A 16,636-nucleotide genomic window follows, 5' to 3' on the forward strand; every position below is an offset into this window, starting at 1 on the left:
CCCCGGGGCTCCCCCGCCTCCTGATCCCTTCCAGGCAGAAAGTTCCGCACACCCCCTTCTCCGTACCGACTGGTCGGTACTAGCCTCGCGGCGGCGAGCACGCACTGCGGCGTGCCGTTGACCAGCACTGGGAGGCAAGGTGTCGATTTCGCCACCGGCGGCGACGGAGCCGCGCACGGCCAAGAGGGCGCCATCGGCACTGCGCGGACTCGGGGCGCGACGACTCGACCGGTACCCCGAACCAGGCGCACGGCACTGGTACTTGGTGGTCGTCGTCCTCGTCACGATCGTCCTCTACTACCAGCTGTACATCCAGTACGCGGTGTCGACCGCCGTCATCAGCCAGTACCACATGACGTTCCTGTACTTCGTGTACATCTCGGTGGCCGCCAACGCGGTGGGAGCGTTCTCCTCGCTGGTGGCCGGTCTCGCCGACCGCTGGGGCCGGGCCAACATCGTGGTCTACGGGCTTCTCGCGGTCGGCCTGCTCACCACGTTCGCTCTGCCCAACGCGCCCGGAAAGGTGAGCTACCTGCTCGTCTACGCCGCGATCGCGTTCGTCGAGGGCATGATCCTGGTGGCCACACCCGCGCTGATCCGGGACTTCTCACCCCAGCTGGGCCGTGCCTCCGCCATGGGCTACTGGACGATGGGCCCGATCATCGGCAGCCTCGTCGTCACCGCCGTCACCTCACGCACCTACGGCGGCGGCACCACTTGGCAGGACGAGATCCGCTTCGCGGGCATCAGCGGTCTGGTGCTGTTCGTCGTCGCCCTGTTCGGGCTGCGCGAGCTCGCCCCGGCGCTGCGTGATCAGATCATGGTGAGTCTGCGGGACCGTGCGCTGGTCGAGGCCCGCGCCAAGGGCATGGACACGGACTCCGCGCTGCGCCCCCAGTGGCGTCAGATGCTGCGTCCGGACGTCGTCGGGTCGGCTGTCGCGATCAGCCTGTACCTGCTCCTGTACTACGCCGCCGTCGGCAACTTCGTGCTGTACTTCGCGACCACCTTCGGCTACTCGGCGCAGCGCGCGAACGCCCTACTGAACTGGTACTGGGGGGCGAACGCGATCACCCTCGTCGTGGCGGGAGTCGTCTCCGACCGGCTGCGGGTGCGCAAGCCGTTCATGCTGCTGGGCGGTCTCGGCTCCATCGGCTTCACTCTGTGGTTCACCCTGCGCGCCACCGAACCCCACACCGGGTACTACACGTTCGCCCTGATCGTGGCCGGCATCGGTGTGACCAGCGGCATCGCCTACTCCCCGTGGATGGCGGGGTTCACCGAGACGGTGGAGCGGCACAACCCGGCCGCCACCGCGATGGGCCTCGCCGTCTGGGGCTGGACGGTCCGCATCACCGTGGCCCTGTCCGCGGCCTTCGTACCGCTCGTGGTGAACACCGTGACCCCTCTCATCGAGTACGGGCCGGCCGTTGAACAGGCTTCGGTCCAGGCCGCGCCCGCACTGGCGGTGACCAGGGCCCACCCCGAGATCTTCGCCGAACTCGACGCGTACGCACCGGACAAGGTGCCCGCCTCCCTGCTCTCCCGCGCGGAGAAGGAGGTCGGTGCCGAGCAGCTGCGCACGGTGCGGAAAGCTGCGCCGCAGCTGAAGCTCCTGCGCGAGCACGGGCCCGAGGTACAGCGGGCCAGTGCCGACAACCCGGGCAAGTGGCAGACCTGGTGGTGGGTGTGTCTGGGCGGGCAGGTGCTGTTCCTGCCGTTCGTCTTCGTCATGTCCGGCCGATGGCGGCCGCGTGACGCCCGGCGTGACCTCCAGTTGCACGAGGAGGCCGTGGCCCGGCAGTTCGCCGAGATGAGGCCCGACTCCGAGGAAGGACGCACCGCATGACCGAACAGACCCGGCTGCACGAACTCACCGCGCTCGAACAGGCCGCCGCCGTGCGGAAGGGCGAGGCCGGCCCACTGGATCTCGTACGCCATCACCTCGCCCGCGTGGAGCGGTACGACGGACGTTTCGGCGCCTTTCTGACGCGGACTCCCGAGGCCGCACTCGCCGAAGCAGCGGCTCTCCCGGAGCGGCAGCCCGCACACCGCTCGCCACTGTTCGGTGTGCCGACCGCCGTCAAGGACCTCGTCGACACGGCCGGGGTTGCGACCACGTACGGGTCGAAGGCCTTCGCCGGTCACGTCCCTGCTACCGACGCCCACACGGTGACCCGGATGCGTGCGGCCGGCACCATCAGCCTGGGCAAGACCAACACACCCGAATTCGGCTGCTGTTGCTACACGGACAACGATCTCGTGGGCCCGGCCCGCAATCCCTGGGACCCGTCTCTCTCCGCAGGAGGGTCGAGCGGCGGAGCCGCGGTGGCCGTGGCGCTCGGCCTGGTCCCCGTCGCCCATGCAAGTGACGGCGGTGGCTCCATCCGGATCCCGGCGAGCGTCTGCGGGCTCGTCGGCATCAAGCCCTCGCGGGGCCGCGTCAGTTCGGGACCGTCAGGCGCCGAGGTCACGGGCCTCGCGGTGCAGGGTCCGCTGGCCCGGTCCGTGCGTGACGCGGCGGCCCTGCTCGACGTCCTGGCCGGGCCCGAGCCGGGCGACCCGCACTGGGCGCCGCCGCTGCCGGCCGGCGAGTCGTTCCTCGGCCATACCGACCGGACTCCCGGACGGCTGCGCATCGGCCGGTACGCGGCACCGGCCGCCGACGGCATCACCGTCGACCCTGCCTGCCTGGCCGCCTGGGAACACGCCTCTCACCTGCTGGAGAGCCTGGGCCACGTCGTGGAGGACATACCCACCCCGTTCGGCCCCGAGATCTCCGGGCACTTCGTGACCGCATGGGGTGTGCAGTCGCTCGGGCGCTCGCTGGAGGCCGGGCGGGAGAGCCTGCTCCGGCCGGTGACCCGGGCCTGGAGGGAGTACGGGCGCGGAGTGTCGGGCGAGCAGTTCGCCGCGGCCGTCACGGCGATGCACGGTGCCGCGCGACGCGCGATCCGTTCGACACAGGCGTACGACGTCGTGCTCACCCCTACCCTTGCGACGCTCCCGCGGAGCGTCGAGTACTTCGACGAGTCGGGCGACCCGCTGGTCAACCTGTACCGGCAGAGCGCGTTCAGCGCGTTCACCAGCCCGTACAACATGACGGGCCAGCCTGCCGTCAGCCTTCCGCTGTACTGGACGGAGGGGGGCCGGATTCCGGTCGGGGTCCAGCTCGTGGGACGCCCTGCCGACGAGGCGACGCTGATCGCGCTGAGCGCCCAGATAGAGGAGGCGAATCCCTGGCGGGACCGGTACGCGGACCTGCTCGCCGAGCCTGACGCCGGCGCGCGCTGACCGGAGGCGGAGGCCGGGGCGATGGACGGGGCGAAGCACCGCGGACGAAGTGCACACCTGGCACCTGCGGAGCTGCCCCGCACTTCGTCCGAGCGCCCCCGCTACAGCCGCATGTCGTGGCCGATGCGTCCCGTCCCGCCCGCATTTGGCACGGACAGCAGCTCCGCATGCGGGGCGTGGGCGGAAGCCGACACGACGAGTGTGTGCGGACCCGGCCGCAGCCCGGCGACGCGGTACCGGCCCGACTGCACGGACCCTGCCGCGACCCGTTTCCCGCGCGCGTCGATCACCGTGATCCATCCCGCGCAGCCGGCCGGGTGCCGGTCGCACCGGACGGTTCCCGCGACGGTGACTCCACCGGAAGGCGTGGCCGAGACGGCTGGAGGAGTGGGCGGAACGGACTGGGGTGCGGCCGTCGCCGTTCCGGGAGCGGCAGTTGTCGAGACGCCGGCGGAGCGCCCGGAGGTCGCGGCGTCGTGGGGCGTCCGTCGGATTCCCCACTCCGCCACGAGTGCCTGCGTGCGCCGTTCCATCGGCGAACTCACGACGTCCTGCCGCGGAGTGCTGCGCACGGTGAGTCCGCAGCGCTCCGCGTACCCGGCGAGGGATTCGTCGAGCGCGGCCAGTTCCCGCAGGGCCGTACGGATGCGGCCGGCGCGGGGCCCCGGTGGTGCCGGGTCCAGGTCCGCCTTCAGTTCCCGTATCAGCGGGGTCACTGCCTGCCAGGGCTCATCCGGTTCGCCGGTGGCCAGGGCGCGGTCCAGGGCCCGCAGCGAACCGGTCAGTGTGGTCGTGATGCGTGTGAACCGTTCGGCCTGCCGGGGCGCCAGGTCGATGTCGATGTCGGCGGCAGCCGCGAGGGCGCGGGCGTGACCGGTGGCCGTGGTGAGCAGGGCGGTGCGGTTGTCCGCGTCCCGTTCCCGCACACCGAGGGGCATCCTGACCAGTGGCCGGACCAGGCTCACGACCTGGAAGAGGGCGGAGTCGACCGCGCGAGCGGCTCCGCGCAGCCGGACGGGGGCATCGGGGTCCTCCCAGCGCACGGCCAACTGCGAGACGAGGTCGTCGACGGCGGACACGTAGCCGCGCTCCGCCTCCCGCGTGATCCTCCGGCCGGACAGCGGGAAGATCAGTGCGGCGCACACGGTCGCGACCAGTATGCCGAGACCGTTGTCCAGCAGCCGCTCGCCGAGCAGGTGGTCCATGCCCGCGTCAGGCGTCGTCAGCCCGTACAACTGCACGAGTGCGACGACGAGGCCGACGACCCAGAAGGCGTAGGCGCGCTGCATTCCCCAGGCGCCGAGCGTGATCCCCGCCACGATGACCGTGAGCATCACGTAGACGTGACCGTGACCCACCAGGTGGAGCAGGGCGATGCCGATCACCGCGCCGACCACGGTGCCGGCCATGCGGTGGCCGAACTTGCGCAGCCGCTCATGGGTCGTGTTCGTACCGAAGAGGGTGATCATGACGCCGACCAGCCCCCAGTAGAAACGGTGCGGGTCGATGGCGTCGGTGATCGGGCAGACGATGGCGGCGGCCACCCCCGCGTGGAGCGGTGCGCGTACGAAGGGGACGGCGCGTCGCCAGCTCGTCTCCGTCCCTGCCGCGAGCACGCGCTTCGTCGCCGCGGCCGATCCGGCGGGACGGTTGCGCTCCAGGGCGACGGTGGACTGGAAGGGGACCTCGTCCGGTGACTCGGGAGAGTTCCGGCCCAGTGCGAGCCAGTGGGACAGCGAGCCGGCCAGCGAGTCGAGGAGGTGGGCCACGCGACAGGCCGGTTCGACGCTCTCCGCCTGCCCGGTGCCCGTATCGGTCTGCTGCTGCACGGCATCGGGAGGGCTGGGCGCGGCATGGGGAAGGTGGGGCACAGCGTCGGCCTGCTGCCGGATGATCTCGGCTGCGGGGCGCAGTCCCTGGGCGCTGCCGAGAGGGGTGTCCCGCGCGACGACGAGTCCGACGACCAGTGCCTCGCGCAGGTCCGGAGGCACATCGAGCCGCGTCAGGTCCTGGACGGCCCGGCCTATCCCCCGCAGGGCGAGCTCCGCGTCGAAGAGGTGGCGGTGGAGCAGTTCGGCCATGTCGGGATCGGCCGCGACCTCCGGCTGGGCGAGGCGTCCGTCGATGGTGACGGTGGTGACGTTGAGCCGGCGCAGTGCGCGCGCCATACGGCGTACCGCCCGTTCCTGGTCGGCATCGGGGTCCAGTGCCTCGACGGCCGCGTCCGCCACCCGGCGGGCTTCCACGACGAACGCGCGCTGGGTGCGCAGCAGGTCCTCGCGCGGCATCGGGTAGCAGAGGAGCAGCCGGGTCGCGAGCACCGCGGCGGCGGACGTAAGGGCGACGAGGAACGCCTTGCCCGACATCCCCGCGGGGATGTTCGCCATCATGCCGACCATCAGGCCGTTGAACAGCATCATCCCCGTCAGCAGGGACAGCTGGCCGAATCGGGCCAGGAAGAACGTCAGGGCGAGCGCGCCGACCATCAGGCCGATCTCCAGGCGGCGGTCGTCGTGCAGCTCCGCGGCCAGCCACAGGACGGCGGCGTAGGGGAACGGCATCCACAGGATGGCGTGGGTGAGCCGCTGCCAGGTGTTCTCGGCGACGGCGAAGGCGCTCATCAGCCCCATCATCCCGCCGACCATCATGCCGATCATGGCCGGGATGTCGAGGGCGCGCGCCATGCCGTAGCCGACCGCGAGGGCGGTCACCATCGCGACGAACGTGCGCCATCCCGCCTGCAGCTGGCCGAGGCCGGGATCCGCCGCGAGCACCCAGTCCCAGCGCCTTCGGGGTCCGCCCACCCGGCGTGGTGCGCGGGCGCGGGGAACACCGGCCCCGGATACGGGGGTGCATGGCGCGGCAGGCCCGGGTGCGGGGGTGGTGCCGGTGGGTGGTGCGGACGCTGCTCGGGCCGACGCCGTGCCCGACGGCGCGGCTCCTGGGCTGGTCAACTGGTCTCCGATTCCATCGCGTTCAGCAGGGTGGTGAGGGCGTCGCGGGCGTCGCCCACCGCGCGCTCGGAGTCCTCGACGCCGGCGTCGAGGCCCCTCAGGAGCGCCGCGGCCATCCGTCGGCGCCCTTCTTCGAGCAGGGTCCGGCCGGCCGGCGTCAGGGTCGCCCCCACGACACGCCGGTCGGGTGCGCAGCGTTCGCGCGAGGCCAGCCCGCGTTCTTCGAGGCTCTGCAGGACCACGGTCACGCGCGGCTGCGCCATACCCGTGTACGCCGCGAGTGCGGTCACCCGCCGGGGGCGGTCCTCCAGCGCGTCGAGTACGGCCGCCTGGCTGCGGGTGAGTCCGAATTCGCCCGTGCGGAAGAGTGTCTGCGCCAGTCGTCCGATGCCTCTGAGGAGGCCCCGGGCAGCGGCCTCGATGCGCTGCTCGTCGGTGAGCCCTGACGGGGATGACGATTGATGCATATGGCAATTATATATATGTCAAGAGAGGACCCGGAACCATGTGCGGGCAAAATGCCCGGCCTGTCCCGGCGTATCCCGTCCACCCGACAGGCCCCCAGACACCCGTGAGACGGCGCTCACCATCACCACTCGATCACCGCCCCCGGCCCGGGAGCTCACAGCCCCGACCGCCCGGTGACGTTCACCGCAGGCGAGACACCGACGGAGATACCAATGGGGTTCAGTTTCCCCATGGGAGGGATCGCGAAATTCCGCCACCGACTTCCGGGAATGCCGAATAGCCGATTGCCTGGCGGCGCTATTGATCTCGCGCCCTTTCGGTTTATTTCCTCTCCGCAGTCGCCACAAAGCCCCTCGCAGGGGCACATCCATGAGTGATTCGTAGCAGCGCCGGTCGCGGATTGCTCCCGGATCGAACCCGTCGCAGATTCAGGCCTGCTCGTGTGCCATTCAAGTGATCAAAGGACTGGCGGTCGATCGACCACGCCGGGCCGATCCCCTTGCCTGCCCGCCGAGTTGACGGCTGTCGTGCACTTCGATCCGACAGGAGAAGCCCTCCGAGAGGCACTACACCACTACTGCGAATAGCTTGCAATAAGGATCGGGTCCCACTTTTGGCCTACTGACGGAGTGGCGTGATTCAGCGACTTTCCGTCCGCTCGACGGCGCCCATTCCTGCGTTCATCTGCGGCTATTGAGGAATGGAACGTTCTGTCGATGAATTTCTTGACACTGGCGTGAGTTCATTTCCGGAGAAATGTGGTTCGCTGTCGCCCCGACGATCAGCGGGGCCCCGCCCCCTGGGCATACGCCCGGATCTTCATGTCCTTTGCGCGTGATCGTCGGATCCGTTCGATCCACCCCACGGATACCCCGGACCGGCACGTGTGACCCACACAGGCGGTGCGCGGTGATCCCTCTGTCGAGAGGCTCAGTCTTGACCTCCCCCACTCCGAGGCCGCGCAGCCGGCGCGTCCTCGACCACTCCCTCCTCGTCCTCGGTGCCGGTGCGCTGGCCACAGGTCTCGGCGTTCTCTCGCTCGCACCCGGAATCAGCGCGGCGTCGAGCCACCGCGAGGCCCCGCTGATCGCCGGTGACCCCCGGGCGGACAACACCGACGTGTACGCCTTCACCAGCCCCGACCGCTCGGACACGGTGACGCTCGCCGCCAACTGGATTCCCTTCGAGGAGCCCAACGGCGGTCCGAACTTCTACCAGTTCGCGGACGACGCCCGGTACAACATCAAGATCGACAACACCGGTGACGGCAACGCCGACGTCACGTACAGCTGGCGCTTTCGCACCCTGACCCGGGACGCGGGCGGCCAGTTCCTCTACAACACGGGCCCGGTCACCTCGCTCAACGACCCGGACCTCAACATCCGCCAGGTCTACGACCTGACGGTGACCACCTCCCGAGGCACCTCCACGATCCTGCGCGGAGCCCCGGTCGCGCCGTCGAACGTCGGCAAGGCGTCCATGCCGAACTACGCCACCCTGCGCTCTCAGGCGGTACGCAACGTGCCGCGCGGCGGCAAGGCGTTCGCCGGACAGGCGGAGGACCCGTTCTTCGCCGACCTGCGCGTCTTCGACCTGCTCTACGGCGGGGACCTCAGCGAACGCGGGCAGGACACCCTCGCCGGGTACAACGTCAACTCGGTGGCGCTCCAGATCCCCAAGAAGGACCTGGCACTGCGGGGCAACGCCACCCGCAACCCCGTCGTCGGCATCTGGTCCACCACCGAACGCCGCGGCGCCCAGGTCACGGACTCCCGCAGCGGAAGCGCCCGGACCGGGTGGAAGCAGATCTCCCGTCTCGGGAACCCGCTGGTCAACGAGGTCGTCGTACCGCTGAAGTACAAGGACGCCTTCAACACCCTCAACCCCAGCCAGGACCGTACCGTCCAGCCCGTCGTGGACAAGGTGCTGGACCCGATCCTGCCCAAGCTCATCCAGAAGGTGTACGGGGTACCGGCGCCCAAGGCACCCCGCAAGGACCTGGCGGAGATCTACCTCACCGGCATCTGCAAGGCCTGCGGACCGGTCAAGGCCGATCTGAACGCACACCGGCTGAACAAGGACGCCTCGCTCAAGAAGATCGTCCCGGCCGAGGAGCTGCGCCTGAACATGGCCGTTCCGCCCACCGCGCAGCCCAAGCGCCTCGGGGTGCTCGCCGGAGACCTGGCCGGCTTCCCGAACGGGCGCCGGCTGGCGGACGACGTCATCGACATCTCCCTCCAGGCGGTGGAGGGCGCTGCCCAGACCGGCAAGCTCGTCCCCGCACTCGCCGCCGGCGACAAGGTCGACGCCAATGAGGTGCCCTTCGGCGCACGCTTCCCGTACCTGGCGCTCCCCCACTCCAAGAGCGTCAACAGCGGACCGTCCGGTACCCGGCAGTCGGCGATGAACCCGTCGCACGCCGCGGCCCTCGGCACCGCGGGTGTCGCCCTGCTCGGCCTCGGCGGACTGCGCCTGCGACGGCGCCGCGCCACCAGCTGACCGGCCGCCCCGTCCAGGGGTGATCCCGGGTGACGGCGGTGTCCGGACCGGACCCACCGGTCCGGACACCGCTTCCGCCCCCTGCCCGTCACACATCACAGGGAGTACCAGTGCCAGGCCCGACCGACCATGCCCCCACTGCTCCGGCCCGCGGCGGCAGACGACTGCGCAACACGGCCATCACCCTCGCCCTGGGGGCCGTCCTGTTCTCGGTCGGAGCGCTGGGCCTGGCTCCGCAGCAGCAGACGCCGGCGGCGTCGTCCGCGGCGGCCGGCCCTCGTAGCGCCGACCCAACGGAGGCCCTCCGGGCCCGGGTACGCCAGCTGCCCGCCGACCCCGCGGGCTGGTCCTCCCTCGGCATGGCCTACGTACAACAAGCACGGAGCACCGCCGACGCGGCCACCTACGCCCGGGCCGAGACCGCGCTGCGCAAGTCCCTGGCGCTCCAACCGGCCGACAACTTCGCCGCGGAGACCGGGATGGGCGCCCTCGAAGCCGCCCGCCACCGCTTCGCCCAGGCCCTGACCTGGGCACGCCGGGCCACCGCGTCCAACCCGTACAGCGCACCCGCCCAGGGTGTCCTGGCCGACGCGCTCACCCAGCTCGGCCGCTACGAGGACTCCTACGCGGCGGTCCAGCGCATGACCGATCTCAGACCCGACAGCAGCGCCCTGGCACGCGCCTCCTACAGCTGGGAACTCAGGGGCGACACGAAAAGGGCGCGCGACCTGATGAACAGGTCGCTCCAGGCCGCCGGTACTCCGGCGGAGAAGGCCTTCGCACTGACCCATCTCGCCACGCTCGCCCTGGAGTCGGGCCACCCCCGCACCGCGCTGGGCCTCGCCGGTTCCGGTCTCACCGCGCTGCCCGGGGACGCCGCCCTGCTGGAGGCGCGCGCCCGCGCCCACACCGCGCTCGGCCACCACGAGCAGGCCGTCACCGACTTCACCGCCGCCATCGCCGCCGCTCCCCTGCCCCAGTACCTCCTGGGCCTGGGAGATCTCCAGACATCCCTCGGGCACCCGGAGAGGGCCGAGCAGCAGTACGACGTACTCAGGGCTCAGGAGAAGCTGCGCGAAGCCACCGGCGGCGTTGCCGACGTCGACGGGATCCTCTTCGAGGCCGACCACGGGGACCCCGGCACGGCGGTCACGATGGGGCGTGCGGCGCTGCGCCTGCGGCCGTTCATCGCTGTCCACGACGCGATGGCCTGGGCCCTGCACAGGGCCGGCCGTGACACCGAGGCCATCGCGCAGGCCGACCTCGCTCTCGCCCAGGGCACGGTCAGCGCACCGTTCCACTATCACCGGGCGCTGATCAACGAGGCCCTGGGCCGGACCGGTGCCGCCCGCACGGACCTCGGGCGCGCCCTGGACACCGACCCTCACTTCCATCCGGTGGACGCCCCCAGGGCGCGCGCCGCGCTCAGCAGAATCGAAGCCGCCCGATGAACCGAACATGCCTTCACGTCCTCGCCGCGCTGACCCTCACCGGATCGCTGACGGCTGTCCTGACGGGCCTGGCCACCACCGCCCACGCGCACCCCCTGGGCAACTTCACGGTGAATCACCACACCGGGCTGACCTTCCGGCAGGACGCCGTGGACGCGGTGATCGTCGTGGACCGCGCGGAGATCGCCACCGCACAGGAACGGCCGGGCGTAGACCGCGACCACAACGGCGTCCTCGATCCGGCGGAGAAGGGCTCCTTCGCCGCGCAGGGCTGCGCCGTGCTCGCCCGTCAGCTGCACCTGGACATCGCCGGAACACCGGTGCGCTGGAGGACCGGGAGCAGCAGCCTCACCTATCACCAGGGCGAGGGCGGTCTGCAGACCAGCCGGATGAACTGCACCCTGACCGCTCCGGCCGGTCTGGCCGCCCCAGCGGACATCGGCGTGCGTACGGGCTACGACGAACGGCGCATCGGCTGGCAGGAGATGACGGCGCGCGGACAGGGCGTCACGCTCACCCGGTCACCGCTGCCGGCCACCTCGCCCACCGACGAACTCCGCCACTACCCGAAGGACCCGCTGGCCACACCCCTGAACCAGCGGTCGGCCCGGCTCCACACCGAACCGGGGGACGGCCGCTCCGCCGCTGCCACCCGCACGGTGCTGCCCGGTGCGGGCCCGCTCACTGCGGCGCTCGGCAAGGTGTCCGCGGCCTTCGACTCGCTGGTGGGCCAACGCGAACTGACCGTCCCCGCAGGGCTCCTGGCGCTCCTTCTCTCATTGGTGCTGGGCGCCTCGCACGCGGCGCTTCCCGGCCACGGAAAAACGATCATGGCCGCCTACCTGGCGGGCCGCCGGGGCACTCCACGGGATGCCGTCACCGTCGGCGTCACGGTCACCTTCACCCACACCGCAGGGGTGCTGGCGCTCGGGCTGGCCCTGCCGGTCGCCACCTCGCTGGCCGGGGAGACCGTCCTGACCTGGCTCGGTCTGATCAGCGGGCTGATGGTCACCTGCATCGGCTTGTGGCTGCTGCGCACCGCCCTGACCAAAGGCGCGGGCCACCACCACCACGCGCACGGCCACGGCCACAGTCACGGCCATCACCATCACGGCCACCACCACGGGGATGCTCACGAGCACGGTGTCTCCTCCCCGTCCGCTTCCCATCAGGCGGACCACCACCACGATCACGGGACGCAGGCGACGCCTCGGTCCGACCCGCCCTCCGCGACGCGGCTCCTGCCGGAACGGCGTCAGCCCGGAGCGACCTCGGCCGAGGAGGGCGGCACGGTGCTCGCCCCGGCCAAGAGAAACACGCATACCCACTCCCACACTCCGCCGTCCGCCCGGACCGGCCCCGTGCACGGAGCCAGGACGTCCCGCACCGGCCTCATCGGCATGGGGATCGCGGGGGGCCTCGTCCCCAGCCCCTCGGCCCTGGTCGTCCTGCTCGGTGCGGTCGCCCTCGGGCGTACGGCCTTCGGCGTGCTGCTCGTGGTCGGGTACGGCCTCGGCATGGCCGCCACGCTCACCCTCGCCGGCCTGCTGCTGGTCCGACTGCGCGACAGGATCGAGGCGCGGGCGGACAAGTTCGCCCGCCTGCGTGCCCCGGCCGCCCGCCTCTCGGCAGTCGTACCGGCCGCGTCCGCCGGTCTCGTACTCCTCGTCGGTGTGCTGCTGACCCTGCGGGCGGTCGCCGGTCCCTGGTAAAGGTCCGGTGGGGTCGGCCGAGCGTGATCCGGCGGGGCGCGACAGGGCGAGTGTCATGATGCGCTCCCGGATCCGCCCCGTCCGGAGAACGAGTGCGGCAGACAACCTGTGCGCAGGGCCGGTCGTACGCATGCAGACCGCGCTTACGGAGCACTCTGCTCGTCGTTCCTGCCACGCGAGCCTTTCCTCCAGAACGCGAGGGAGAGCACCTTCTGCTCGTGCTTGGTCTGCTCGTACTTCAGAACGCCCTTGAACTTGGGCTGCCTTGCGGCCCGGCAGGAGAGCCGGTCAGCATCCTGCGGCAGGCCCGCACCCGCGAGCGCGATCACCAGTACCGCCTGCTGGTCCGTGGGCCAGCTCTGCACCACGGACGCGATGATCTGATCGACCACGTCCGGAGCGCGTGGCCGTGTGCGGTTGTCAAGGTTGTGCAACTGACGCAGCAGGAGCACGAGTTCGCCGATGTCGCGTTTGCCCGTACAGCCTCGCACTACGGCGGTGACGGCGGAGTCCCGCCAGGCCGCGGTCAGGGCGAGGAGGAGCGGTGCCATGCTCGGCCCCTGAGCCGCACGAGCCCGGGCGCGCAGTTGGTCTTCCTGCACGACCGCAGCGTCGGAGTGGTCGAGAGCCTGCAGAAACATTCCGGCATGGCCGGTGGGCTTCTCCCGAAGCGTGTGCTGGAACACCACCTCGGCCAGCTGGGGCAGTTCACGCGTCTCAAGGCTTGTGAACAGATGAGCGGCCCTTTCCGGGCTGCCTGTTGCGGCCACCATCTCCACCACGGCCTCCGCGCCGGGGTAGGCCTCGTCCAGACAGCACAGGAGGGATCGCGTGGAGGCGGCGGAGTGGCGCATCGACCCCATCAACGCCTGTGCGGCCTGCGGGAAGTGATTCGTGCTGTACAGATCGGCGATCATGGTGGCGACAGAGTCCGCCGGCCAGAGCCCCACCGCACGATCCACGACCGAAGCCGCGTCATGGCTGTGCCTCCCCTGCACCAGGGCACGTACCAGGGCAAGGACGTGGGAAACCCCGCGGCTCTGTGTCGCGGAGAGTATGAGATCGGCCTCCCCGGTCATGCCTCTGGACGTGAAGCACTCCATGGCGGTGACGACGCTACTGGCCTCGCGCCGTTCCGCGACCGCGACCGGCAGCGACTCTGCGTGCTTGTGCCGGCCCGCAGCGCGCAGCGCGATGACCAGTTCCACCACCTCCTGCACATAGCGCCGGCCCGCGGCCGGTCCCAGCGCCGCCAGGCTCAGGGGCTCGACCTCGGTCCCGGCCGCCCACACGGTGACCGCCACGACCTCGGACACCGTCCGCACGACGAAGGCGGCGGTCAGAAGGCTTTCGGCGAGTTCACCCAACCCACTCCTGTGCAGTCCCAGCGACAGGCCGACGATGTCGCACGGGGACTTCAGCTCGACCGAGGAGCGGAGTACCGCCGCCACCCCTTCCTCGAAGCCCGCCCGGTGCAGTTCACCGACGAGCGCCGCGGTCTCGGCCACGGGCCGCGTCATCACCAAGGCCGGCACGACACTCTCCGCATGGGCGTGCAGACCGGCCCGCTGCAACCCCGACAACAGCGCCGCCACCTCCTCCACCCGGCGCGAACGGCTGGCCGCCGAGACCAGCTCGCGCGCTATCGCCTGCTGCGTGCGCGCCTCCAGGTCGCCCACCACTTCGACCAGTTCGGCCACGGAAGAGGTCTGGTTCGCCGCCTCCAGCGCGGCCATCAGCGACGACGCCCCCTCGGCGCCGCCCTCCAGCTGCGCCATCGCGTCGAGTTCGGTCTCCAGCTGATGACACTGTTCCTCTGCGGCGATCAGCTCGGCCCTCGTGACGGCGAGGGCTTCCTGCAAGTGCACCATCTCCTCGCGGAGGTCGTCGCAGTCCCTCCGCAGCTGCTCGTACTCCCCCTCCCACAGGGCCACGTCCGCCCGATGAGCCAACTGCTGGTTGTCGAGGTCCCGTTCGAGGTGCTGGGACCGGCTCGTCGACTCGGACAGGCTCCGCTCGCGATCGTGGAGGGCCTGCTCCAGGGCCCGTTCGCGTGTCTTGATCCGGCGGGTCTCCTCGTCCGCGCTCGCCAGTTCGTCCTGCAGCTCCTGCATGGCGCTGTGCCGGCGGTTCGCCGACTGCGCCACCCGGTGCGTCTCGCGCAGCGCGGCCTCGGCCTGAAGGGTCAGAGGCGCCGATTCCTGCCGGACATCGCTGATCAGGCCCGCCACGAAGTCCCACGGAGGGACCCGGTCACCGTTGAGATAGCGCGTCACCGAGCTGGGGTCGAGATGACGGCGCACGGCGTACCGCCGCCGGCTGATGCCCAGGGCCCCGAACAGCGCCTGGAGGTCCTCGGCCAAAGCCCTCTTCTCCGCGGGCAGGTCCTCCTTGAACGCCACCGGACGTTCCGGCCGTAAAGGGCCGCCGGGGCTGGCGTCGATGATCCCAAAGGCGATGTCAGACATGCCCACCAGTATCCGCCGGGAGCCGCACCGGAATGGCTCGTCCGGCATTGCCAACTCAGTTGGCAACGCCGCCGGTTGTTGCCGGTCAACGGCAGCAACGAGCCCCACCGGTGCCGTCTGCGCACGGCAGCACCAGAGGGCTCCGATGCGGCGCGTACGCCGGTAACCATGGGTGGAGACAGGCAAGAGGACCAGGAGCACCTGCCCACGGCGGGCCTGGCGGACGCAGGAGGACTTCCACCCATGACCCACACCGTCGACACCACGAGCGAAAAGCTCCGGACGCCGCTCTGGCGCCGCCTCCTTCTCCAGGTGGCAATCGGTGCTGCCGGAGCCGCGGGCTCCGCATCCGTGACGTGGGCCGTGTACTGGCTGCGGCATCGATAGCCGGTGCGTGCGCCGCCTTCCCCCGTGCGGCGGAGGCGGATCCTCATGCGGCATGACGTGCCGGGCCGGGCGGTGCGCGAGATTCGGGTCATGACGACGAAGGACTCCGCCCCGCCCGAACCCCGCGTACCGCCGACGGCCCGGCCGCCGGTCCCGCCACCCCCGCGCTGGGCGGTCCGCGCCGCCCGTGTCGCGGCCTGGTCGACCGTCCCCTCCGGGGTGTGGCGCGTCGCGCTCGTGGTCGGGGTGCCGGTCGGGGTGATGGAGCGCGAGGAGTTCCTCGCGGCCTTCCCCGGCAACTCCGCCCTGCTGGCCCTGGGTTACGTACTGCTGATCGGTGCGGTCGCCGAGACGGCCTCGTACCTCACGCTCGGCCTGGTACGCCCCTGGGGAGAAGTGGTGCCGCACTGGATCCCGCTCCTCGGCGGGCGCCCGGTCAACCACGGGCTCGCGGTTCTCACCGCTTCGCTGGGAGCCCTCACGGTCACCGTCCTGTGGTGGATCCTCTTCTTCGGCGGACTGCTGACCTCCCCCGGCCCCGATCCCGGCCCCGGCGTCTCAGCCGGTGAAGCCGTGTTCGTCGCCTGCTACGCGCCCCTCCTGCTGTGGGGCCCGCTCCTGGCGGCGGTGACCTGGTCGTACCACCAGCGGCACCGGCCGTGCAGAAGGACGTGATCGAACCCGGGTTCTGGACGGGCACGAGAAGCACGGCAGCGGAGATCTGGGCCCCGCCCGGGTCGAGGAGGAACTGCCGGACGTGCGGGCGGCACTCCGGTTCCTCATCGACTCCGCCGACGGGCGCGCCCTCGACCTGGCTGCAGCCCTGCGCGGCCAATGGCTCGGGCGGGGCCGGCTGCGGGAGGGCATCTGTCTGCTCGACGAGGTGCTCGCGCTGCCGGCCGCGGGGGACGGCACCGCCCGGCTACGGGCTCGCGAGGTCCATGCCCGTGCTCACCGGGGCGTCCAGCTCGCCAGAACCGCACTGGCCGAGGCCGTACGCGGTTTCCGGGAGCTCGGTGAGAGCACCTGGACCCACGTCCCGTACCAGCAGCTGGGCAGGATGCTGCACGAGGAGGGACACGCCGTGCAGGCCATCGCGCTGCTCAGCGAAGGGCTCGGCCTCGCGCAGCGCAACGGCGGGAACTGGCCGTACGCGAGGGACTGCTGCCGCAGAGCTCCGTACCCACTCGGAACCTCACGGTCCTTGACCCGCAGCACCCGGCTGCTCACCGACTTCCTGCGCACCATCCCCGTCGTTGCCCTGTGCCCGGTCCTGCTGCTGACGCTCGGCTCGACGATGAGACTCGTCCTGGTCGTCTCCTGAGCCCTCTGGCCGCTGCTGACAGCGGCCATCGACAGGGTGCGGCACGTGGACCCGGTGGCCGCGGACACCTTCCGCATCT

Annotated in this window: 10 protein-coding genes; 7 read left to right on the forward strand and 3 right to left on the reverse strand. The window is 70.9% G+C overall.

Going from position 1 to position 16,636, the window contains the following annotated elements:
• The first annotated feature begins 139 nt into the window (after positions 1-139).
• Together OG521_01200 and OG521_01205 are read left to right on the forward strand one after the other, a co-directional pair.
• On the forward strand, positions 140-1,849 hold the full coding sequence (locus OG521_01200; GenBank protein WUW19470.1) for an MFS transporter: 1,710 nt from the start codon (positions 140-142) through the stop codon (positions 1,847-1,849).
• Positions 1,846-3,294, forward strand: coding sequence for an amidase (locus tag OG521_01205; GenBank protein ID WUW19471.1), 1,449 nt, complete (start codon positions 1,846-1,848; stop codon positions 3,292-3,294). The genes OG521_01200 and OG521_01205 overlap by 4 nt, the downstream gene beginning before the upstream one ends.
• A 101-nt stretch (positions 3,295-3,395) precedes the next feature.
• Here OG521_01205 and OG521_01210 read toward each other — a convergent pair whose 3' ends face one another.
• Both OG521_01210 and OG521_01215 read right to left on the reverse strand, forming a co-directional pair.
• A complete protein-coding gene (locus tag OG521_01210; GenBank protein ID WUW19472.1) occupies positions 3,396-6,068 on the reverse strand; it encodes an FUSC family protein in 2,673 nt (890 codons plus the stop codon).
• 176 nt (positions 6,069-6,244) lie between these two features.
• Positions 6,245-6,715 carry a MarR family transcriptional regulator gene (locus OG521_01215; protein WUW19473.1) on the reverse strand — a complete coding sequence of 157 codons (471 nt, stop codon included), beginning with the start codon at positions 6,713-6,715 and terminating at the stop codon, positions 6,245-6,247.
• A gap of 937 nt (positions 6,716-7,652) precedes the next feature.
• Here OG521_01215 and OG521_01220 point away from each other — a divergent pair.
• The 3 genes from OG521_01220 to OG521_01230 all read left to right on the forward strand — a co-directional run bounded on the left by OG521_01220 (position 7,653) and on the right by OG521_01230 (position 12,378).
• Positions 7,653-9,215: a DUF4331 domain-containing protein gene (locus tag OG521_01220; GenBank protein WUW19474.1), complete on the forward strand. Its 1,563-nt coding sequence runs from the start codon at positions 7,653-7,655 to the stop codon at positions 9,213-9,215.
• A 359-nt stretch (positions 9,216-9,574) separates the two neighbouring features.
• Positions 9,575-10,666 carry a tetratricopeptide repeat protein gene (locus OG521_01225; GenBank protein ID WUW26540.1) on the forward strand — a complete coding sequence of 364 codons (1,092 nt, stop codon included), beginning with the start codon at positions 9,575-9,577 and terminating at the stop codon, positions 10,664-10,666.
• Positions 10,663-12,378: a nickel transporter gene (locus tag OG521_01230; protein ID WUW19475.1), complete on the forward strand. Its 1,716-nt coding sequence runs from the start codon at positions 10,663-10,665 to the stop codon at positions 12,376-12,378. Before OG521_01225 ends, OG521_01230 begins: the two co-directional genes overlap by 4 nt.
• A 143-nt stretch (positions 12,379-12,521) precedes the next feature.
• On the opposite strand, the gene OG521_01235 is transcribed toward OG521_01230, so the two are convergent.
• Positions 12,522-14,846 carry a hypothetical protein gene (locus OG521_01235; protein ID WUW19476.1) on the reverse strand — a complete coding sequence of 775 codons (2,325 nt, stop codon included), beginning with the start codon at positions 14,844-14,846 and terminating at the stop codon, positions 12,522-12,524.
• 477 nt (positions 14,847-15,323) lie between these two features.
• Between OG521_01235 and OG521_01240 the strand changes: the two genes are divergently transcribed.
• Complete coding sequence (locus OG521_01240; GenBank protein WUW19477.1) at positions 15,324-15,908, forward strand: hypothetical protein; 585 nt, start codon at positions 15,324-15,326, stop codon at positions 15,906-15,908.
• 82 nt (positions 15,909-15,990) lie between these two features.
• The gene (locus OG521_01245; GenBank protein WUW19478.1) at positions 15,991-16,557 is read left to right on the forward strand and encodes a hypothetical protein; all 567 of its coding nucleotides are present in this window, start codon (positions 15,991-15,993) and stop codon (positions 16,555-16,557) included.
• The last annotated feature ends 79 nt before the right edge of the window (positions 16,558-16,636 follow it).

Source organism: Streptomyces sp. NBC_01463, assembly GCA_036227345.1.
Classification (GTDB): domain Bacteria; phylum Actinomycetota; class Actinomycetes; order Streptomycetales; family Streptomycetaceae; genus Streptomyces.